The organism is Keratinibaculum paraultunense, from assembly GCF_016767175.1.
Lineage (GTDB): Bacteria > Bacillota > Clostridia > Tissierellales > Tepidimicrobiaceae > Keratinibaculum > Keratinibaculum paraultunense.
The window spans coordinates 312,106-333,354 of sequence record NZ_CP068564.1; the positions used below are offsets into that span (position 1 = coordinate 312,106).

The following is a 21,249-nucleotide window of genomic DNA, read 5'->3' on the forward strand; positions in this document are numbered from 1 at the left end:
CACTTCAACGAACGAATGTGAGTAAGTGGCGTGTGATTCACATTTAGCAAAAAAATCTTCATTAAAGCAAAAAGTAAGGAGGGGGAATTATTTTCTTCATAATTTTTCCTCCAAGCATATGATATATAAATTATAGCAGAAAACTATAAAATTGAAACAATTAAATGGTAGTTATTACCAGATTTACTCTATGATTCTATAGTTTATCAGTTTCTTTATTTATTCTATTTTTATCATCTTTAAAATCCATATTATCTAATTTTTTCTCCAGTTTTAATACTTCTATAGCTGCATCCATTCCATATTTAAAAGATTTTTCAATGGCATCATTAGGAATAGGTTCATTTTCTTTAATTATACCTTCATTAATAAGTTTTTTTGTAAAGAATTCCTCTATTTTTGAGTAAGTTTCGTACTTTATTTCTTTATTATTTGAATCTATATTAGAATTTCTTTTCTTATTTGTTCTGCCTAGTAAGTAATCTGTAGATACATTAAAAAAATCAGCTAATTTATTTATTGTTTCAATATCAGGATTTCTTTTACCTTGTTCATAGTATCCGTAGGCACTAGTTGTAATATTTAAATATTCAGCTATATCTTTTTGTAGCAAATGATTTTCTTCCCTTAATTCTCGTAATCTTTTGCTTATCAAAGGGCTCACCCCTAGCAAGAAATTTTAAATAAGTATTATTGATTTAAAAAGATATCTTAACCAATATTTTCAATAATAATCTTTTTGGAAGTAAAAAAGTTTGTAGATAAATTATATAATAAAAGATTGTCATAAAAGGAGAAAACAACAAATAATCGCAGATATCGTTGACAAACAACAAATAGTTGGATAAAATATCATTATTAAGTTCCATATTGCAATTAAAGGGCTTAAACTCTTAAATAGAATTAAATATAAATCCTGTTTTAAGCATTAGGATTTGTATCGAAAAATACATTTACTTATAGCAAAAATAATCATGAAATATAATAGTTATATTGATAAAATCTTAAGTTATAGGTATTTTAAGAAAGGACGTCCAAATTGGTCAGTAAAGAAATGTTTTTACAAAAAATAATGATAGAAAAAAGCAAACAATTTGATAATCTAATGAAATATTCTCTAACAGAAGATGAAAAATATCTTAAAAAAATGGAAGAATTTTATCAAATGATAAATGAAGTTGATATAGGGTTTAAATATGGCTTGTTTGATAATTTATTAGAAGAATTCACTTCTTGTATTTCTAAAGAAAAAGAAAATACAGTCTCTAATATATTAAATTTATATGCTAGAACCTATTCTAAAATTGAAAATTTAAATAAAATGATATTAGACAAAAATTATAAAAAACAAGAAGATCAAGAAGTTAATAATTTGAATAAACATGAAGCCAAAGATATTTTAATTATTGATGATGATGTACTATTATTAAAATTAATTGAAAATAGTATGGAAGAAGAAGGTTATAATGCTACAGTATGCTCCAATCCCCTCCAGACCATTGAAATATTAAAAGAAAGAAAAGTATCTTTAGTGGTATTAGATATGATATTACCAAATATTGATGGCTTTGAAGTAACTAAAATGATAAGAGAAATAGATCCATTACTTCCTATAATTATAATATCAGTAAAAGATGATTTAAAAACTAAAATTAATGTGCTTAAATTAGGTGCTGATGATTATATAATTAAGCCTATTAATATGGAAGAGCTTTTTGCTAGAATTGATAGGGCTTTAGACAGGAATAAAGATTATAGTACATTATCCATTGAAGATGGATTAACTGGAGCTTATACTAAGGAACACTTTTGGAATAGGGCAAGTGAAAAAAAGGAACTATACAATAGAAATAAAAAAACATTTTCCATAGCTTTTATAGACATAGACAATTTTAAAGAAGTAAATGATAATTTTGGTCATCTAATTGGGGATCAGATTTTAAAATGTTTTATTAAGGCTTTAAAAAGCACATTAAGGTCTACAGATTTAATATTTAGATTTGGAGGAGATGAATTTATAATTATATTTCCAGAAACTGGAGAGATAGATGCAAAATTAGTAATGGAACGATTTAAAAGAAAAAAGAAATGTGGACATTGTGATAGTAAGGGATGTTTTACTTTAGATAATCTTAAATTTTCAGCAGGAATTACTGAAATAAAAAGTAAAAAGGATACTATTGAAAAAATCATAGAAAGAGCAGATAAAGCACTATATTATGCTAAAAGCAAAGGGGGAAATAAAATCTTTATATACAAAGATGAATAAGACTAGATAAAGTATTTAAGATTTAAATAAAATGTATCTAAAATTTTACAACAGTTTTTTTAATAGGACTGTTGTTTTTTGTGATATAATTTATCTAAATAATACTACATAAGGAGTGATAGAATGGGTCTACTTATTAAAAATGCAACCTTAGTACCTATGGATGGTAAAAAAGAAGTATTAAAAAATACAAATATCTATATTGAAGAGAACAAGATAACCCATATTGGAGAATTGAAAGACGATATAGAGGTTACTAGAGTAATAGATGGGAAAAACAAAGTTGCTATGCCTGGGCTTATAAATGCTCATACTCATGTTGGTATGTCTTTACTTAGAAATTATGCAGATGATTTACCGTTACATGAGTGGTTAACTGAGAAAATATGGCCAGTAGAAGCAAACCTTACAGCAGAGGATGTGTATTGGGGATCACTTTTAAGTATGATAGAGATGATACAATGTGGAACCACAACATTTTGTGATATGTATTTTTTCATGGATGAAGTGGGGAAAGGCATAGAAGAAGCAGGAGTTAGAGGGATATTAACACGAGGCATAATAGAAGAGTCAGGAAACGAAGATGAAAAGCTAGAAGATACAAGGAGACTTTACAATAATTGGAATGGGAAAGCAAATGGAAGGATTAAAGTAATGGTAGCACCTCATGCACCATATACTTGTAGTCCATCTTATTTAGAAAAAATAATAGATTTAGCTAAAGAATTAAATACAGGTATCCATATACATTTATCAGAAACCAAAAAAGAAGTTGAAGATAGTTTTAATGAATTTGGTAAATCACCTATTAAGCATGTATACGATTTAGGACTGTTTGAATTGCCTACAATAGCTGCTCATTGTGTTCATGTAGATGATGAAGATATTGAAATATTAAGAAATATGAATGTAAGTTCAGTAAATAATCCAAGTAGTAATTTAAAACTTGCTAGTGGATTTGCTCCAGTAGATAAGATGCTTAAAAAAGGCATATCTGTTGCCTTAGGAACAGATGGTTCTTCAAGTAATAACAATTTGAACATGTTTGAGGAGATTCATTTAGCAGCAATTGTAAATAAAGCGGTTAATAATGATGCAACATCTGTACCAGCTATAGAAGCTCTAAAGATGGCTACTATAAATGGAGCTAAGGCATTACTTTGGGATAGTGAGATAGGTTCCATAGAAGTAGGTAAAAAGGCTGATTTAATACTGATAGATATGGATAAGCCTCATATATATCCAATTCATAATACAATATCTGCTTTAGCCTACTCAGTACAAGGCTCTGATGTAGATACTGTTATAGTAGACGGGAAAATTATAATGGAAAATAGGGAGATAAAAACTTTAGATGTAGAAAAAATAATGTTTAATGCAGAAAGAATAGCAAAAGATTTAATAAGTAGATAAATGAAATTAGCACTATAATCTTATTAATTCCCCATTGTTTTTGTAGTATAATTTATTAAAGGGGGAAATGCGATGACCTATAAAGACATTGATCTAGATAAAGATATAATTCAAAAAAATAAAATACCTTTATTGATAGAAGATGAAAATTGGATAAAATTATTTGGAGATGTAAATGACAAAAATATTCAATATATTAAAGAAGAATTGATGGAGTTAGTAAAAAAACAAAAAGAGTTGGAAAGGCAAAAAGAAAAACTTAAAAAAGAAAAACTGCATGCTATGAAAATGATTTTAGGAATATCTGATACAATAAATAATGAGCATAAAGTGGAAAATATAGTTTTATTGGATGAATATAAACAAAAACTAGAAGATATAAATAAAGAATTAGAGGATATAATGTATCAATTAGAAATCATTCCTCAGGATATGAAAGATATGAATTTTGAACTTTTAAAAGCGACGGTAGAATATGGTTATAGAGAGTTGAAAACCAAAGAGAAAAAGCTAAATGCTGTTACAGAGGAATTGGAAACTTTAAGAGAAAAATTAAAAGATTTAATAAATGAAAAACATGATTATGAAGAATGGATAGATGCAACTTATTCATTTTTACATGGTATGTTAGGAAGTAAGGAAATGGAAAAACTAGATAAGCAAATATTGGATAGAGGAGAACCCATATGATTTTAAGTAGTGGAGTAGATATAGTAGATGTATATCGAATAGAAAATATTATAAATAATAAAAGGGATAAATTTTATAAAAAAGTATTTACCCTTATTGAAAAAAAATATATTGAAGAAAATAATCATAATCCACAAACTATAGCAGGTATGTTTGCAGCTAAAGAGGCTATAAGCAAACTTTTAGGCACAGGAATAGGTAAGGTTAATTTTCATCATATAGAGATACTTCATGATGAGAATAAAAAACCATATATAAATTTATATGATGAAGGTTTAAAAGTTTGCAGTCAATTAGGAATAGATAATATTAACCTTTCTATATCTCATGAAAAAAAATATGCTATTGCTTTTGCAATAGGTTATGGAAAGGATAAAAGAGTGCAGGTGCCGAAAGAAATAAAAAGGCTCTTACCCAAAAGAGATAAATCTTCTCATAAAGGTACCTTTGGTAGAGTTGGAATAATAGCAGGGAGCATGGGCATGACAGGAGCAGCTTATTTATCTTCCATGGCTTCTTTAAGAACTGGTAGTGGACTGGTATATTCTATTATTCCTGAAAGTTTAAAGGAAATATTATCTATAAAATTGACAGAAGCTATAATAAAACCTGTTGAAGACGATGGAACTGGACACTTTACTATGAATTCTTTTAGACAAATAATTGAAATAATAGAGGATATGGATATTATAGCTATAGGACCAGGAATAGGAGTTGATGATCAAAGACTTGAGCTTATAAGGAAAATACTTTTGGAATATAAAAAACCTGTAGTGTTGGATGCAGATGGAATAAATTTGGTTTCTTTAGATCCAACAATTTTATCTTATAGACAAGGTCCTACTATAATCACACCTCACCCAGGAGAGTTATCTAGACTATTAGGAGTAAGCATAAATGATATTCAAAAAGGACGAGAGGAATATTCTAAATTCACATCGAATAAATATAATACAATAACAGTATTGAAAGGGGCTAATACAGTAGTGACTGATGGTAAAGAAAAAATATATATTAATTCTACTGGAAATCCTGGAATGGCTACAGCTGGTAGTGGTGATGTGCTAACAGGTATGATTACTAGTTTTGTTGGTCAAGGGATGAGTCCATATGAAGGAGCAGTGTTAGGTGTTTATTGCCATGGTTTAGCAGGAGATTTAGTTAGTAGAGATAAAGGAGAATATGGTATGATTGCTAGCGATATATTAAATAACATTCCTTATAGTATAAAGAATTTAGAAGAATTTTATAATAATTAAGGTAAAAAAGAAGGATTTTGTCTCTAAAAGATGAATATATATAATATAACATTTATGCAACATGCCATTTAATAACAGGAGTGATATTATGCAAAAATTAAATGAAATTAGACCTGTGTGGGCAGAAATAAATTTAGATAATTTAATCCATAATATTAAGGAAGTTAGAAGAATTACAAAAAAGGATACTTTGGTTACTGCAGTAGTTAAAGCAAATGCTTATGGTCACGGTTCGGTAGAAGTTGCTAAAGCATTTTTAGAAAATGGTGCAGATAGATTAGCAGTAGCAACTTTATCGGAAGCAATTGAATTGAGAAAGGCTGATATACTTGCACCCATATTAATATTAGGATATACCCCTATATATCAATATCGTTTGGTTACAAAATGGGGAATTGAGCAAACTATATATAATTATGAAAGTGCTAAAGCTCTTTCTGATGTAGGAACAAAATTAGGGAAAAATTCTAAAATTCATATAAAAATAGATACTGGGATGGGTAGAATAGGTTTTTTACCAAATAAAAATTCAATAGAGGAAATTATTAAAATTTCTAAATTACCTAATCTTAAAATAGAAGGTATATACACTCATTTTGCAAAAGCAGATGAAAAAAATAAGGAATACACTACATCACAGTTTAAAAAGTTTATGTATGTAGTTAATGAACTAGAAAAAAATGGGATTAATATTCCAACTAAACATGTATCCAATAGTGCAGCAATTATAGATCTTCCCCAATATAATTTGGATATGGTTCGTGCAGGGATAATGTTATATGGATATTATCCTTCAGATGAGGTTGATAAAGACAAGGTAATACTCAAACCAGCTATGACATTAAAAGCAAAGGTTTCAAATGTAAAAATGGTACCTAAAGGAACACATATTAGTTATGGAGGAATATATACAACAGATAAGGAATCTCAAATTGCTACTATTCCTATTGGATATGCTGATGGATTTTCTAGACTTTTAACATCCAAAGCAGAAGCTTTTATTAGGGGTAAGCGAGTACCAGTAGTTGGCAAAATATGTATGGATCAATGTATGTTAGATGTATCAGAAGTGGAGAATATAAATATAGAAGATGAAGTAGTATTATTTGGATACGAAAAGGATTATCCTACTGTGGAAGAAATAGCTAATAAATTAGGTACTATTAGTTATGAAATAATTTGCATGGTAGGAAGAAGGATTCCAAGAGTATACATTAAAAATGGGGAAATAGTGAAAATAATAGATTATTTACTAGATTAATTAATAGAATAAACAATAGGCAGTGTTGACACAATGAGTGTAAAGAATATATAATTAATTATGTAATTTACAAATTTGTTTTATGCTTTGTTTATATGGACATTTATGTGGGGGTGCAAATTCATAATGGCTGAGACTAAGAAGATTACTGTTAGTTTACCAAATAGTTTGATTGAAGAAGTGGATTTTATAGTTGCTATGGAGAAAAAAAATAGGAGTGAATTTATAAAAGAAGCTATGAAACTATATATTCGTGAAAAACATAAAGTTCAAGTATATAAGCAACTTAAGGATGGATATGTGGAAATGAGTAAAATTAACTCAACCCTTGCTGAAGTAGGGCTAGAACAGGATATGGCTGAGTTAAACGTTTATGAAACAAGGCTTACGGGGTGTGAAAAAGTGTGATCGTAAAAAGAGGAGATGTTTTTTATGCTGATCTGAGTCCGGTAATTGGCTCTGAGCAAGGAGGAGTAAGACCAGTTCTTGTAATTCAAAATGATATAGGAAATAAATATAGTCCTACTGTTATTATTGCAGCTATTACATCACAAATAAATAAAGCAAAGTTGCCTACCCATGTTGAAATTAATGCTTCTGAATATGGATTACCTAAAGATTCAGTAGTATTATTAGAGCAAATTAGAACTATAGATAAAAAGAGACTTCGAGAGAAGATTGGCAGATTTAGTGATGAGATGATGGATAAAGTTGATGAGTGTTTAAAAATAAGTTTAGGTTTAATAGATTTATAAAAAAATAAGCATATTTCACATGCTTATTTTTTTATTATATAGTATAATTTAATGAAGGAATATTTGAATTAGTTTAATTGGAAGGTGGCTTTACTATGAAAGAAGATATTAATTATGTATGTAAGGTAAGTAGTGAATTTACACAAAGAGAAATAAAAGATTTTATAGATGTATTTAATGAAGTATTTCACTTAAATTATGACACAGATTGGTTTAAATGGAAATATTTAGATGACATATATGGAGATTCATACATAGTATTAGCTTATAAGGGTAATAAACCTATAGGGATTCGTAGTTTTTGGAGAAATGATATAGATGTATATGCTTGTTATCAACCTTGTGATACTGGAGTACTAAAAGAATTTAGGGGTAAGGGTATATTTACTAAGATGACATTAATTGCTCTTGATAAAACTAAAGACGGATTTATATACAACTATCCTAATGAAAATTCTAGACCAGGAAATTTAAAACTAGGATGGGAGATAAACAAATATTATTATATGAAACTGGTAATTAGTAGTAATAACTTAAAAGAAGAGACAAAATACATTGATGATGATTATTTAATGTGGAGATTTGTAAAGTGTCCGATAAATAAATATTATTATTATAAAAAAGATGGAGTATATTATTTACTTGTTAATCGTATAGACAATATATATTATGTATTAGGTAGATTTAATCCTGAGTATAGTAAACATTTTACGAAGGTAAAATATCCAATTTTGTTTAACTATACTACTGAAAAAACAGTTATGTATAGATTATTTAAAAATAGAGTTACAATACTATCTTTTGAAAGAGAAGGTCAGGATATTAGCAAAATTGATATTCCAATTTTTAAAGGAGATTATTTCTAGGTATTAGTAATATAAAGCAGATAATATAATAATCATGGGAATGTTTTAGGAGGTTGAAAAATGTTTAGAAATAAGTTTAAAAGAGTTACTGTATTTATGGTATTAATATTTTTAATGCTAGGTTCAATTGTAGTTTTTTCTGAACCCGGTTCAGAAAAAGATCCTTTAGTATCTTTAAGTTATTTAGAAAAGCGAATTAATCAATTAAAAGAGTATATCGATGAAAAATTATCTAATATTGATGGAAGTAATGGTTCACCCAGTGATTTTGAAGTAGTTGAAATATTAGCAGGACAATCCATTATAGGGAAAGAGGGTACTGAGATTATATTAAGAGGTGGAACAGGTAATGGACCTGGAAAAGCAAAAATAATAGCTTTAGGAAAAGATGGATTATCAGATCTAACAGTTGGGAAAGATTTAAAAAAAGATGAAGAAGTGCCTCTTAATCACTTATTAATAGTTCCTAGAGATGATGGAAGAGGAGTTTATGCTCTAAACGACTCTGTTTTTTTAGTCAAAGGAAGATATGAGATAAGATAATAAACTAAATAGAGGATGTGAGTTTATGGTTAAGAATTTAGCTAAATTAATACTTAAACACCCTATAAAATTGATTAATAATATATATACTTATTATTATTATAAAAATAGTGTTGCTAATGAAAATTTAAAAATAGATGATATGATTGGTAAAGATGAAAAAATTATGGTATTTTCTCCTCATGTGGATGATGAGACTATTGGAATTGGAGCTACATTATTAAAACATAAAAAAGAATCTAATTCAATGGCATTAGTATATTTAACTGATGGAGGTGGAAGTACATCAGATCTTTCTAGAGAAGAATTGGTAAAAGCAAGAAGAATGGAAGGAGAAAAGATAAAGGAGATATATAAATTTAATAGTATTTATTTTTTAGATGAAATAGATGGAAAATTGGATTCTTCTAAAGAGGAGTTAATAGATAAAATAATTAATTTATTATCTAAAGAAGAACCTACCATTATATATACTCCTTTTTTGTTAGATGGACATACAGATCATGTGGAAACTACCAGAGCTGTTATTAGGGCTTTAGAGAAATGTAATAATAGTTTTGATAGGATATACATGTATGAAGTAAATTGTCCTATAGATCCTAAAATAATAAATAGTATAAGTATTATGGATGAAAAACTGTATAATGAAAAAGGGAATATATATAATGTATTTAGTTCTCAATGGGCTATGGATTTTAGTGTATTTGAAATGTTAGACAGGAAAAAAAGATTTATAGTTAACGAAGGGTATGGAGCAGAAGTATTTGTTAGAGCTAATCTAGATACAATAGTTGAAATAGAAAAAATGTTATATAATTTAGGTTTTAAGCCAGAACAATTTAGACAATTGAGTAGTAGATATAATTTATTGCCTAGCTTTAGGACAAATAGGGAATTAAAGAAGAATTATGTATGTGGTATAAAAAATATATTAAATGGGAAGTTTCAGCAAAATAGTAATTTATTATAGGATAGAAAGGCTTATTATGATATAATACTTGTATTATTGATTCCCATATGGAAGGAGGGAAGCTCTAATTAAGAGCTATTATGATGAAAGTTCTTCACTTAATCAGTGGCGGAGACACAGGAGGTGCTAAAACTCATGTTATTTCATTGATAAAGGAATTAAATAAATTAATAGATGCTAAAGTAATTTGTTTTATAGAGGATATTTTTTACTATGATGCATTAGAAGCTGGTATTGATATTGAAGTATTTAAACAGAAAAAAAGAACTGATATATCTGTAGTTAAAAGATTAGAAGAGGAAATAATAAGAAAAGATTATGACATAATTCATTGTCATGGAGCAAGAGCAAATTTTATTGCTATGTTTTTAAAAAATAAAATAAAAAAGCCTATGATAACTACTATACATAGTGATTACAAGTTGGATTTTAAGGATAATTTTTATAAGAGAATAGTGTATACTACACTTAATTCTATAGCATTAAAAAAATTTGATTATTACATAGCTATATCTGATACATTCAAGGATATGATGGAATCAAGAGGATTTGAAGGTGATAAGATTTTTACCGTATATAACGGGATAGATCTTGAAAGTGAAATTGAATATGTATCAAAAGAAGAATTTTTAAAAAGATATAATATTTCAGGAGAAGGGAAGCTTATAGTTGGAATTATTGCAAGGTTAGATGCAGTTAAAGATCATGAAACATTTATTAAAGGAGCTTACAAGGTATTACAACAGAGAAAAGATGTAATATTTTTGATTGCTGGTACAGGAAGTGAAGAAAAAAGGCTTAAATCTTTAGTAAAGGAAATGAGAATTGAAGATTATATTCATTTTTTAGGCTATGTAAAAGATCCTTATTCTTTTTTCAATGCTATAGATATAAATGTATTAACATCTATTAGTGAGAGTTTTCCATATGTAATTTTAGAAGGTGCTAGACTTAAAAAAACAATTATAAGCACTAATGTGGGGGGTATAAATAAGCTTATAAAAGATGGATATAATGGCTGGTTAATAGATGTAGGAGATAGTAATGCATTAGCTGAAAAAATAATCTTTTTCATGGAAAACAAAGAAATGATAAAGACCATGGGAGAAAATTTGTTTAAAAGTGTAAAAGAAAATTTTTCTTCCAAGAACATGGCTGAAGAGCACTATAAAATATATAAACAAATATTGGAATCTAGGAGGTAATTTATATGAAGATTGTTGATGAAAAAGGAAAATTATTTGGCATAATAAATATAATTGACTTAATAGTATTACTAATTTTTGTTTTATTAATTGGTGGTGGAGTTAAACGTATGAAAAAAAATCCAGCTGCTATAGCAGAAACTAAGAAAGCTATTATTACTATAGAAGTTGCAGATATTAGAACTCCTACTGTAGAAGGGATAGTTATAGGAGATCCTTTGTACCATTATGATAAAGGTGAAAAAATTGGTGAAATAGTTGATAAAAAAGTTGAACCTTATAAAGAACCAGCAGAAAATGCAGATGGAAAATGGGTATTGTCAGAAGTTCCAGGAAAGTATGTAGTACTTATGACTGTAGAGGCAGATGTGAAGGAAAATCCAGATGTAGTAATTGCTGGAGGAGAACAGATTAGAATTGGAACTCAATTTAAACTAAAAAACAAAAATGTAGCAGTATTAGGCACTATACTAGGAGTAGAAGTACAATAAGGAGTAGGAGTGGTTTATATGTACAATAGTGTAGTAGTTAATTTATTTATGAATATATGGGATTTTTTAGAAAGATGCTATATATACAGCAATTTAAAAAAATTTAATAATTTTATAGGCAATGGAATAAAAAAATTATCCAAAGGTTCCAATTTGATTAAGTTATTTACTTCTAGTAGAAGTTTAATAAAGGAAAGCTTTTTTTATCGTATATATAGTAATATAATTGGTGGAATAAATAATTTATTTACAGAGTTAAGAAAAAGAATAGAGAAAAATAATGATAAAAGCATAATATATAATTTTTTTAATTCCTTATTAAAAGATAATATACATTTAGTAGTAAACCTTTGCGTATTTTTTCTATCCTTTGGTATAGGGATTATAATAAACAATATTATAAGAGGATTTTATGTAGGAAGATCCTATATAATGGCTTTAATATTTATATTTGTTTCTATTGTAATATTAAGCATTAGAGATTATAAATCTATTCTAAAAGAGAGCTACTTTTGTTCTTTTATTAGAAGTATATTTACTATTGACGAGGGAGTGGATCAATGGTGGTAGAACGTATAGAGAAAAAAGAATTAATTCTCCCTATAATTTTTGGTATTTTATTTTCTTTTATATATTATAAATTGCCATTAAAATATTTTATATTTTTGTTATTAGGAGCTATAGGAATAATATTAACATTTTATGATGTAAGAATAGGAACATATATTGGTGTACTTATATTACCTTTTATTCCAGATATGTTAAATCTAATATATTTTATATTTTTAATAGGAATCTACATATGTAAGAATTTATTTAAAGAAACGAATCCATTGACAAAAGATCCTGTCGATATACCTATTATAATGTATGCAATACTTATTTTGATTTCGACTATTACATCTATAGATCCTTCTGGTAGTTTTAGAGACTTAGCCATACATTTAACTTCCATAGGATTTGTATTTGTAATAGTTAATAATATAAAAACAAAAGAAGATTTTAATAAATTTGTGACTCTTTTGGTAATTGCTGCTACATTAGTAGCTTTGTATGGTCTATATCAGTATAAGGTTGGAGTAGAAATGGAAGATAAATGGGTAGATGTTTCAAGCAATCCAGATGTAAAGGCTAGGGTATATTCTGTATTTGGGAATCCTAATGTTTTAGCAGAATATTTGATTATGATTATCCCTATTTCTTTATCCTTATTTTGGTATTCGAAAAAAATTCATAAAAAAGGCATATTCTTGATTACTAGTTTAATATTAACCATAGTTTTAGTTCTAACATTATCCAGAGGAGGATGGATTGGATTTGCTTTTGGTATATTCATGTTTGTTTTGTTAGTTGAGAAAAAATTATTATTGGGTATAATTCCGATAGCTTTGTTAGGGTTATATTTTTTACCTCAAAATATTATAAATAGGATTTTAACTATTGGCAGTTTAAAGGATTCGTCTAATGCATACAGAATTAGATTATGGAAGATTACATTGGAAATTATAAGAGATAATTGGCTTATAGGTGTGGGGTTTGGATATATTCCTTTTAAGGCTACTTTTGAGACTTATATAAGAACTATGCCTGCTTATCATTCTCATAATACTTATCTACAGACTATGGCTGAAATGGGTGTATTAGGGTTAATAGTTTTTATAATATTTATATTCGTATTATATAAATATGCAATTAAAAGATTGATGAAAACTGAGGATAAATATATAAAAACTATGGCAGGAGGAGTTCTTGCAGGTTTATCAGCATTATTGGCTCATGGAGCTGTTGAAAGTGTCTTATATCTTCCTAAAATTATAATTACTTTCTGGACACTAGTTGCTCTTATATTAGCTCTTATGCGGATTTCCAATGAATCCAAGGAGATTAGTTAAAAAAGGAGAATAAATTATGGTTGTGAATAAGAAAATACTAGTTTCTGGTTATTATGGATTTGATAATAGTGGAGATGATGCTATTTTAAAGGCCATAGTTAAAGATATAAAAGAGCTTGAAAAAAATGTAAATATAATTGCATTATCAAACAATCCCTCTTGTACACGGGAAATATATAATATAGATGCTGTCAATAGGTTTAGTGTTAAAAGTGTAATCAAATCTATTAAAGATTGTGATTTATTTATAAGTGGTGGTGGAAGTCTACTACAGGATGTTACCAGTACACGTTCTCTGCTTTATTATGTAACCCTTATGAAAGTAGCTAAACTATTTAATAAACCTGTCATGGTATATGCTAATGGTATAGGACCAATTAATAAAAAGATAAATAGAATTTTAACTAGAAACATTTTAAACAAAGTGAATTTAATTACATTAAGAGATCAGGATTCAAAAATATTTTTAAAGGAATTAGGAGTTAAAAATGAAAACATATATGTAACTGCAGATCCAGTATTTAGTTTAGAGCCTACAGATAGAGCTACAGTACTTGATATTCTAGAAGAGGAAAATATACCAATTGATAAGCCATTGATAGGAATTTCAATTAGAGAATGGAAAAATACCTGTGATTTAGTAGAAAATATTGTTAAAGCTATAGATTATATTGGACATAAATATAATGTAAATGTAGTATTAATACCTATGCACTATCCAGAAGATTTATCTATTAGTTATGATGTATTAAATAAAGTATCAAATAGTTGTTATATATTATCTAATAAGCATAGTGCAGAGGATATTATGGGCATTATAAGAGAACTGGAGATTATAATAGCCATGAGACTTCATTCATTAATATATGCAGCTAGTCAATGTGTTCCAATGGTAGGTCTTATATATGATCCTAAAATTGAAAGTTTTTTAAAGTCTATAAATATGAACTATATGTGTAAAGTAGAAGATATGAAATATGATGAATTAATTGAAAACATTGAATATGTATGGAATAATAGAGAAGAATTAAGAAACAAACTCAATAGAATAGATAAATATATGAAAGAAAAAGCAGTTAAAAATGCTCATATGGCCTTAGAACTTTTAAAAAGCAGGTGATAATTTGGAGAGTATAAAAATATTTGGAGTTAGAGTGGATAATGTAAGTTTAGATGAAGCTACTAATAAAATAGAAGCTTTTTTAAAAGATGAAGGTTTAAAGACTATATATACCCCAAATACTGAAATAGTAATGGCATGTAAAGAAAATAAAAAATTGAGAAATATTGTAAATTCTGGAGATTTAATAGTTCCAGATGGTATAGGGCTTATATATGCTTCCAATATAAAGAAAAAGCCATTAAAGGAAAGGGTTACTGGATTTGATTTGTCAATGAAAATTCTTGAAATAGCTAATAGAGGAGGCTATAGCTTATATTTATTAGGAGGGAAAGAAGGAGTAGCTAAAAAGGCTAGTGAAAAAATCAAAGAAAAATATCCTAATATAAAAGTGGTAGGCTATCATAATGGTTATTTTAAAGGAAGCCATTTAGGTGAAAAGGATCATCCAGAGGAAATTGCTATTATAGATGAAATTTGTGGAAAAAAACCAGATATAATATTTGTTGGATTAGGTTTTCCTAAACAGGAGATTTGGATATATGAAAATAAAGGGAGACTTCCATCTAAAATTATAATAGGTAATGGAGGCACTATGGATGTGCTTTCAGGGAATACTAAGAGAGCACCAGAAATTTTTCAAAAATTAGGTTTGGAATGGTTTTATAGATTAATCAAAGAACCTTCTCGTATAAAAAGACAATTAGTATTACCTAAATTTATGATTCATGTGTTGTTCTCTAAAGATGTTATTGAATAATGGGGGGGTTAAATGAGAGAAAAAATTTGGTATAAGACTACAGTATCTATAGTAGGATTAACAGTTGGAGTATTTTTGTTAGCTATTGGATTAACTTTCTTTTTAGAACCAAATACAATAGCTCCAGGCGGTGTTACAGGATTTGCAATAGTATTTAAAAAAATTACTAATGTGCCTGTATATTTAACAAATTTAGCAATAAATATTCCTTTATTTATAATTGGGATTTTGATGCTTGGGAAAAACTTTGGTTGGAAAACTTTGTATGCTACTACATTATTATCTTTTTTTCTAAAAATAATTCCACCTCAAGCGGTAACACCAGATTTATTATTGGCATCTATATTTGGAGGATTGGTCTCTGGTATTGGATTGGGAATAGTGTTTAAAGCTGGAGGTACAACAGGAGGTACGGATTTAATTGGTTTTATATTAAATAAAATATTTCCTTCCTTGAGTGTATCTACTTTTATGATGGTTATAGATATGTTAGTTGTAATTTTTGCTGGTATAATAGATAAGAAGGTTGAAACATCTTTGTATTCTATAATAGCTTTATTTGTTACTGTGAAAGTAATTGATTTAATTTTAGAAGGAATAGGGTATTTAAAAGCTTTCCTTATAATTACCAATAAACCAGAGGAGATAAGCGAAAGGATAATGAAAGATTTAAATAGAGGAGCAACTTTGTTTAAAGGCAAGGGTATGTACACAAAAGAAGAAAGAGATGTACTTCTTTGTGTAGTAAATAGATCTCAATTTGCTAAAGCTAAGGAGATAGTAAGCAATATAGATAAAGATGCCTTCATTATGGTAACAGAAGTGTCTGAAGTGTTAGGAGAAGGTTTTGAAGAAATTGGAAAAGAAACAGGAGGGATATAATGTATAAAGATTTAGAAGACACTGCAAGACAAATAAGAATTGATATTATAAAAATGCTAGAAAAAGCTGGTTCTGGACATCCAGGTGGTTCTCTTTCAGCTGTAGAAATAGTAACAGCTCTCTACTTTAAAGAAATGAATATAGATCCTAAAAATCCCAATTGGGCAGATAGGGATAGATTTGTATTATCTAAAGGGCATGGTGCACCAGTATTATATGCAGCTTTAGCAAGGAAAGGATATTTTCCTAAAAAAGAATTAAATAATTTAAGAAGAATAAATTCTATGCTTCAAGGACATCCAGATATGAAAAGTACTCCAGGTATAGATATGACTACAGGATCTTTAGGGCAAGGTATAGCTGCTGCCAATGGAATGGCTTTAGCAGGGAAAATTGACAATAAAGATTATAGGGTTTATGCTTTAATTGGTGATGGTGAAGCACAAGAAGGAATAGTATGGGAAGCAGCCATGTTTGCATCTCATTATAAATTAGATAATATTACTGTATTTTTAGATCATAATGGATTGCAAATAGATGGATTTAATAAAGATGTAATGAATATAGAACCTATAGGGGATAAATTTAAAGCATTTGGATGGCATGTAATAGATATAGATGGGCATTCATTTGAACAAATATTTAATGCTATAGATGAAGCAAAAAATACTAAGGGGAAACCTACTATAATAATTGCAAAAACTATAAAAGGCAAGGGCGTATCTTTTATGGAAAATCAAGTAGGTTGGCATGGAAAAGCTCCATCAAAAGAAGAAGCTGAAAAGGCAATAGAGGAACTAGGAGGGATAATAAATGGCTAATATGATAGCAACAAGAGAAGCTTATGGAGAGGCATTAAAAGAATTAGGTGGGAAAAATAAGGATATAGTTGTATTAGATGCAGATCTTTCAGGTTCTACTAAGACAGCCATTTTTGCCAAAGCTTATCCAGATAGATTTTTTAATGTAGGTATAGCGGAACAAAATTTAATGGCTACTGCTGCAGGATTAGCAACAACAGGGAAGATTCCATTTGCTAGTACTTTTGCTGTATTTGCTACAGGAAGGGCTTTTGAGATAGTTAGAACTTCCATTTGTTATCCTAAATTAAATGTAAAAATAGCAGCTACCCATGCAGGCTTAACAGTAGGGGAAGATGGGGCAACTCATCAAGCATTAGAGGATTTAAGTTTGATGAGATCTTTACCTAATATGGTAGTATTAAGTCCTGCAGATGCAGTAGAGGCGAAACAATGTGTATATAAAGCAGTAGAACATATTGGACCAGTATACATAAGGCTGGGAAGAAGCAAGGTACCAGTAATATTTGATGAGGATTATAAATTTGAAATAGGAAAAGGAGTAAAGTTAAGAGAAGGAGAAGATATAACTTTAATAGCTACAGGAGTAATGGTAGCAAAGGCTTTAAGTGCAGCAGAGATATTAGCAGAGGAAGGCATATCTGCAAGAGTTATAAATATGTCAACTATTAAACCTATAGATAAAGATATAATAATAAAGGCAGCTAAAGAAACTAAGGGAATAGTTACTATAGAAGAACATACTATAATTGGTGGCTTAGGTAGTGCAGTATCAGAAGTAGTTTCTCAAGAAAGTCCCACCTATGTAGAACGAATAGGTACAATGGACACTTTTGGAGAATCAGGAGATGGAGAATCATTATTAGAAAAATATGGACTAAATGAACAAAATATAATAAAAAAGGCTAAAAAAATATTATCTAAATAAATAATTATTGAATATAATTAGAGCACCAATGAATATGTTGGTGCTATTACCATATTTTTGTACATAAACCCGTCCTTACTAGAATAATATATTATAAGTATTCCTTTAGGGGGGATGGATTTGAATAAGAAATATATAATTATTGGGATTATTATAGTTGTGTTACTAGGTTTTTTATTAATTCCCAAATATATGGATAAGGGTGAGATTAAGGTGAAATATAAGGTTCTTGAAAAATCGGAAATTCCAGAAAAAATAAGGGAGGTTCTTCCTAAATATTTGACAGAAGAAAGGGCACTAGCTTGTAGATATGATGATGAAATATATATAATAGTGACTAGAGGAGAAAAAAACACCGGAGGATATAGTGTAGAAATAGATAAAATAGTAAAAGAACAAAAAAATAAAGATCAATTTGATTTAATTGTATATGCTAAATTTAAAGATCCAGATGTTAACGATATTGTTACTCAAAATTTTACTTATCCTTTTGTAATTGCAAAGACAGATTTAAAAGAAATGCCAGAGAATATAAAATTAGAAATTGAATATGAGAATTAAGTTTATAGAGAAGTATAGCTTCTCTTTTTTTATCAAATAAGTAACTGTAAATTAATAAATACTTAATAAATACTAGAATATATCATGTATATCTGATAATATAGTATAAAATAAAACGGTTTAATACAATATTTTATGGGAGGTGTTTAGCATGGCAGAAAATTATTTAGTGCCTTTAGATAAACTTAAAAATAGATGTAATCCAGATATATTTAAATATGATACAACGGAAAAGCTTTCTGTATCTAGGGAATTAATAGGGCAAAAAAGAGCTATGGAAGCATTAAAATATGGCTTATCCATACCTAAAAAGGGGTATAATATATTTGTTTCTGGACTTATAGGTACTGGAAGAAATAGCTATTCCTACTTAGTTGCTAAAGAATTTGCATCCAAAAAGGTTCCTCCAAAGGATTGGTGTTATGTATACAATTTTAAGGATCCTAAATCTCCTAAAGCAGTTAGTTTAGAAAGGGGTCAGGGGAAAGTATTTAAAAAAGAGATTGAAAATATAATAATAAATATAGAGGAAGAAATTTATAAAGCTTTAACATCTAAGGAATATGAAAATAGTAAAAATTTAATATATAATGCTTATCAGAAAAAAGCACAGGATATATTAAGCGAGTTAAATAATATGGCTAAGGAATATAATTTTGTATTTAAACAGACAGAAAGAGGAATACTTAGCATACCTTTAAAAAATGGAAGACCTATAACAGAGCAAGAATTGAATGAATTATCGGAAGAAGAAATTGAAGAATTGATGAAATTATCGAATCAATTAAGTCAAAAATCCTTTGATTATATAAATAAAATTAAAGAAGTAGAAAAGGGATTAGTAGAGGCTATAACTGGCTTGCAAGAAAGTAAAGTTTCTCAGGTATTAACTATGCACATGGATTCTTTAATAAAAAAATATGAGGATAATCTTTCTATATATGAATATTTGAAAGATATGAAAAATGATATTAAAAATAATTATAATATGTTTATAACAGAGGATAGCAAAAACCCGATAGAAAATATATTTATGATAGGAAATAGAAAAGAAGATTTTATGAAAAGATATGAAGTAAATCTATTTGTTGATAATACAGATAAAGAGGAAGCCCCTGTTATAAAAGAAATGAACCCTACTTATTATAATCTATTTGGAAAAATAGAATATGTAAATGAGCTAGGAGGTCTTAGGACAGATCATACCAAGATAAGAGCAGGCTCTTTACATGAAGCCAATGGAGGATATATAATAATTCAAGTAAAGGATATTTTACAGAGTAGTTATTCTTGGGAAGGTTTAAAAAGAGCATTAATTACTGAAAAGATAGTGGTTGAAAATATTACTGGCTTAAATGTTATTTCAGAAACATTAAGACCTGAACCTATCCCTTTAGATGTAAAGGTAATAATAATTGGAGATTATATGATGTATCAACTATTATATAATTATGATGATGATTTTAAAAAATTATTTAGAATCAGAGCAGATTTTGATATTGAAATGGATAGAAATGAAGAAAATATTAAAAAGATAGGTTCTTTTGTAGCTTATCAGTGCAAGGAAGAACAATTAAAGCCTTTTGATAAAACTGCTTTAGCTGCTATTATTGAGCAGAGTAGTCGTATTGCTGAGCACCAAGAAAAATTAACAGCTAAATTTAGCGAGCTAGTAGAAATTTTATATGAAGCAGATGAATGGGCAAGTAAGAGAAATGGAGATATAATTACTAAAAAGGATGTAGATAAAGCAATAAAAAAGAAAAGGTATCGTAATGATGCTTATGAAGAAAAACTTATGGAGTTAATAGAGAAAGATTATATATTAATAGATATAGATGGAGAGAAAGTAGGAGAAATAAATGGATTATCTGTAATAGATTCGGGGCAATATATGTTTGGAAGACCAAGCAAAATAACTGTAAATACCTATGCAGGGAAAGGAGATATAATAAATATAGAAAGGGAAGTAGAGCAATCTGGAAGTATATATGATAAAGGAGTTTTAATATTAAGTGGATATTTAGGGGAAAAATATGCCAAAGATAATCCTTTATCTTTAACTGCTAGTATTACATTTGAGCAATCTTATGGAGGAATAGATGGAGATAGTGCTTCTAGTACAGAATTATATGCTCTATTATCAAGTCTTTCAGAAAAGCCTATTAAGCAGTATATTGCCGTTACTGGATCTGTAAATCAAAAAGGGGAAATACAGCCTATAGGAGGAGTAAATGAAAAAATAGAAGGATTTTATAAAGTGTGTAAACTGAAAGGATTAACAGGAAAACAAGGGGTAATTATTCCTTATAGGAATATACAAAATTTAATGTTAGAGGATGAAGTTATTGAAGCAGTGGAGAAAAATTTGTTTAAAATATATGCAGTGAAAACTATAGATGAAGGTATAGAAATACTTACAGGAGAGAAAGCCGATACAATTAATTTTTTAGTTCAACAAAAATTGGAGTACTATTCTAAGATAAGTAAAGAATATGAATGATACGTTGATAAAAACATGCTAGAATAATATTTTTTAATTTATAAATAAATTTAAATTATA

General features: G+C 28.2%; 22 protein-coding genes. 21 read left to right on the forward strand and 1 reads right to left on the reverse strand.

Annotated features, from left to right (window positions below; all coding sequences use genetic code 11):
- Positions 1-196 precede the first annotated feature (196 nt).
- On the reverse strand, positions 197-655 hold the full coding sequence (locus tag JL105_RS01415) for a helix-turn-helix domain-containing protein (protein ID WP_132025452.1): 459 nt from the start codon (positions 653-655) through the stop codon (positions 197-199).
- Between the two features lie 384 nt (positions 656-1,039).
- Here JL105_RS01415 and JL105_RS01420 point away from each other — a divergent pair, with 384 nt between their 5' ends.
- The 21 genes from JL105_RS01420 to JL105_RS01520 all read left to right on the forward strand — a co-directional run bounded on the left by JL105_RS01420 (position 1,040) and on the right by JL105_RS01520 (position 21,189).
- Positions 1,040-2,269 carry a GGDEF domain-containing response regulator gene (locus JL105_RS01420; RefSeq protein WP_132025450.1) on the forward strand — a complete coding sequence of 410 codons (1,230 nt, stop codon included), beginning with the start codon at positions 1,040-1,042 and terminating at the stop codon, positions 2,267-2,269.
- Positions 2,270-2,392: 123 nt separating this feature from the next.
- The gene (locus JL105_RS01425; RefSeq protein WP_132025448.1) at positions 2,393-3,682 is read left to right on the forward strand and encodes an amidohydrolase; all 1,290 of its coding nucleotides are present in this window, start codon (positions 2,393-2,395) and stop codon (positions 3,680-3,682) included.
- A 72-nt stretch (positions 3,683-3,754) separates the two neighbouring features.
- Positions 3,755-4,372: a hypothetical protein gene (locus tag JL105_RS01430; RefSeq protein WP_132025446.1), complete on the forward strand. Its 618-nt coding sequence runs from the start codon at positions 3,755-3,757 to the stop codon at positions 4,370-4,372.
- The gene (locus JL105_RS01435) at positions 4,369-5,631 is read left to right on the forward strand and encodes an NAD(P)H-hydrate dehydratase (RefSeq protein ID WP_132025444.1); all 1,263 of its coding nucleotides are present in this window, start codon (positions 4,369-4,371) and stop codon (positions 5,629-5,631) included. Before JL105_RS01430 ends, JL105_RS01435 begins: the two co-directional genes overlap by 4 nt.
- 88 nt (positions 5,632-5,719) lie before the next feature.
- On the forward strand, positions 5,720-6,892 hold the full coding sequence (gene alr, locus JL105_RS01440; protein ID WP_132025442.1) for an alanine racemase: 1,173 nt from the start codon (positions 5,720-5,722) through the stop codon (positions 6,890-6,892).
- A 126-nt stretch (positions 6,893-7,018) separates the two neighbouring features.
- Entirely contained in the window at positions 7,019-7,300 is a 282-nt protein-coding gene (locus JL105_RS01445) for a CopG family ribbon-helix-helix protein (protein WP_132025440.1), read from the forward strand.
- Entirely contained in the window at positions 7,297-7,647 is a 351-nt protein-coding gene (locus tag JL105_RS01450; RefSeq protein WP_132025438.1) for a type II toxin-antitoxin system PemK/MazF family toxin, read from the forward strand. The genes JL105_RS01445 and JL105_RS01450 overlap by 4 nt, the downstream gene beginning before the upstream one ends.
- Before the next feature lie 95 nt (positions 7,648-7,742).
- The gene (locus tag JL105_RS01455; protein WP_132025436.1) at positions 7,743-8,513 is read left to right on the forward strand and encodes a GNAT family protein; all 771 of its coding nucleotides are present in this window, start codon (positions 7,743-7,745) and stop codon (positions 8,511-8,513) included.
- Positions 8,514-8,573: 60 nt separating this feature from the next.
- Entirely contained in the window at positions 8,574-9,056 is a 483-nt protein-coding gene (locus JL105_RS01460) for a hypothetical protein (protein WP_132025434.1), read from the forward strand.
- 25 nt (positions 9,057-9,081) lie between these two features.
- Complete coding sequence (locus JL105_RS01465; RefSeq protein ID WP_132025432.1) at positions 9,082-10,026, forward strand: PIG-L deacetylase family protein; 945 nt, start codon at positions 9,082-9,084, stop codon at positions 10,024-10,026.
- A gap of 83 nt (positions 10,027-10,109) precedes the next feature.
- Positions 10,110-11,231 carry a glycosyltransferase family 4 protein gene (locus JL105_RS01470; protein WP_237722290.1) on the forward strand — a complete coding sequence of 374 codons (1,122 nt, stop codon included), beginning with the start codon at positions 10,110-10,112 and terminating at the stop codon, positions 11,229-11,231.
- A 5-nt stretch (positions 11,232-11,236) separates the two neighbouring features.
- Positions 11,237-11,722, forward strand: a complete 486-nt coding sequence (locus JL105_RS01475) for a DUF4330 domain-containing protein (protein ID WP_132025428.1) — start codon at positions 11,237-11,239, stop codon at positions 11,720-11,722.
- 18 nt (positions 11,723-11,740) lie between these two features.
- Entirely contained in the window at positions 11,741-12,292 is a 552-nt protein-coding gene (locus JL105_RS01480; RefSeq protein WP_132025426.1) for a hypothetical protein, read from the forward strand.
- On the forward strand, positions 12,283-13,614 hold the full coding sequence (locus JL105_RS01485; RefSeq protein ID WP_132025424.1) for an O-antigen ligase family protein: 1,332 nt from the start codon (positions 12,283-12,285) through the stop codon (positions 13,612-13,614). The genes JL105_RS01480 and JL105_RS01485 overlap by 10 nt, the downstream gene beginning before the upstream one ends.
- 16 nt (positions 13,615-13,630) lie before the next feature.
- Positions 13,631-14,734 (forward strand): polysaccharide pyruvyl transferase CsaB, encoded by a 1,104-nt coding sequence (gene csaB, locus JL105_RS01490; protein ID WP_132025422.1) that lies wholly within the window; start codon positions 13,631-13,633, stop codon positions 14,732-14,734.
- A gap of 4 nt (positions 14,735-14,738) precedes the next feature.
- Positions 14,739-15,494 carry a WecB/TagA/CpsF family glycosyltransferase gene (locus tag JL105_RS01495; protein WP_132025420.1) on the forward strand — a complete coding sequence of 252 codons (756 nt, stop codon included), beginning with the start codon at positions 14,739-14,741 and terminating at the stop codon, positions 15,492-15,494.
- A gap of 12 nt (positions 15,495-15,506) precedes the next feature.
- Entirely contained in the window at positions 15,507-16,376 is an 870-nt protein-coding gene (locus JL105_RS01500) for a YitT family protein (protein WP_132025418.1), read from the forward strand.
- Positions 16,376-17,197, forward strand: coding sequence for a transketolase (locus tag JL105_RS01505; protein ID WP_132025416.1), 822 nt, complete (start codon positions 16,376-16,378; stop codon positions 17,195-17,197). Before JL105_RS01500 ends, JL105_RS01505 begins: the two co-directional genes overlap by 1 nt.
- Positions 17,190-18,125, forward strand: coding sequence for a transketolase family protein (locus JL105_RS01510; RefSeq protein ID WP_132025415.1), 936 nt, complete (start codon positions 17,190-17,192; stop codon positions 18,123-18,125). Before JL105_RS01505 ends, JL105_RS01510 begins: the two co-directional genes overlap by 8 nt.
- A 120-nt stretch (positions 18,126-18,245) precedes the next feature.
- Positions 18,246-18,686, forward strand: coding sequence for a protease complex subunit PrcB family protein (locus JL105_RS01515; protein ID WP_132025414.1), 441 nt, complete (start codon positions 18,246-18,248; stop codon positions 18,684-18,686).
- Between the two features lie 151 nt (positions 18,687-18,837).
- A complete protein-coding gene (locus JL105_RS01520; RefSeq protein ID WP_132025412.1) occupies positions 18,838-21,189 on the forward strand; it encodes a Lon protease family protein in 2,352 nt (783 codons plus the stop codon).
- Positions 21,190-21,249: the final 60 nt, after the last annotated feature.

Coding starts and splice junctions, on each gene's coding strand:
- alr (WP_132025442.1), top strand. CDS start 5,720: ATGCAAAAATTAAATGAAATTAGACCTGTGTGGGCAGAAATAAATTTA.
- JL105_RS01500 (WP_132025418.1), top strand. CDS start 15,507: ATGAGAGAAAAAATTTGGTATAAGACTACAGTATCTATAGTAGGATTA.
- JL105_RS01425 (WP_132025448.1), top strand. CDS start 2,393: ATGGGTCTACTTATTAAAAATGCAACCTTAGTACCTATGGATGGTAAA.
- JL105_RS01455 (WP_132025436.1), top strand. CDS start 7,743: ATGAAAGAAGATATTAATTATGTATGTAAGGTAAGTAGTGAATTTACA.
- csaB (WP_132025422.1), top strand. CDS start 13,631: ATGGTTGTGAATAAGAAAATACTAGTTTCTGGTTATTATGGATTTGAT.
- JL105_RS01510 (WP_132025415.1), top strand. CDS start 17,190: ATGGCTAATATGATAGCAACAAGAGAAGCTTATGGAGAGGCATTAAAA.
- JL105_RS01480 (WP_132025426.1), top strand. CDS start 11,741: ATGTACAATAGTGTAGTAGTTAATTTATTTATGAATATATGGGATTTT.
- JL105_RS01465 (WP_132025432.1), top strand. CDS start 9,082: ATGGTTAAGAATTTAGCTAAATTAATACTTAAACACCCTATAAAATTG.
- JL105_RS01520 (WP_132025412.1), top strand. CDS start 18,838: ATGGCAGAAAATTATTTAGTGCCTTTAGATAAACTTAAAAATAGATGT.
- JL105_RS01470 (WP_237722290.1), top strand. CDS start 10,110: ATGAAAGTTCTTCACTTAATCAGTGGCGGAGACACAGGAGGTGCTAAA.
- JL105_RS01485 (WP_132025424.1), top strand. CDS start 12,283: ATGGTGGTAGAACGTATAGAGAAAAAAGAATTAATTCTCCCTATAATT.
- JL105_RS01505 (WP_132025416.1), top strand. CDS start 16,376: ATGTATAAAGATTTAGAAGACACTGCAAGACAAATAAGAATTGATATT.
- JL105_RS01445 (WP_132025440.1), top strand. CDS start 7,019: ATGGCTGAGACTAAGAAGATTACTGTTAGTTTACCAAATAGTTTGATT.
- JL105_RS01430 (WP_132025446.1), top strand. CDS start 3,755: ATGACCTATAAAGACATTGATCTAGATAAAGATATAATTCAAAAAAAT.
- JL105_RS01475 (WP_132025428.1), top strand. CDS start 11,237: ATGAAGATTGTTGATGAAAAAGGAAAATTATTTGGCATAATAAATATA.
- JL105_RS01460 (WP_132025434.1), top strand. CDS start 8,574: ATGTTTAGAAATAAGTTTAAAAGAGTTACTGTATTTATGGTATTAATA.
- JL105_RS01435 (WP_132025444.1), top strand. CDS start 4,369: ATGATTTTAAGTAGTGGAGTAGATATAGTAGATGTATATCGAATAGAA.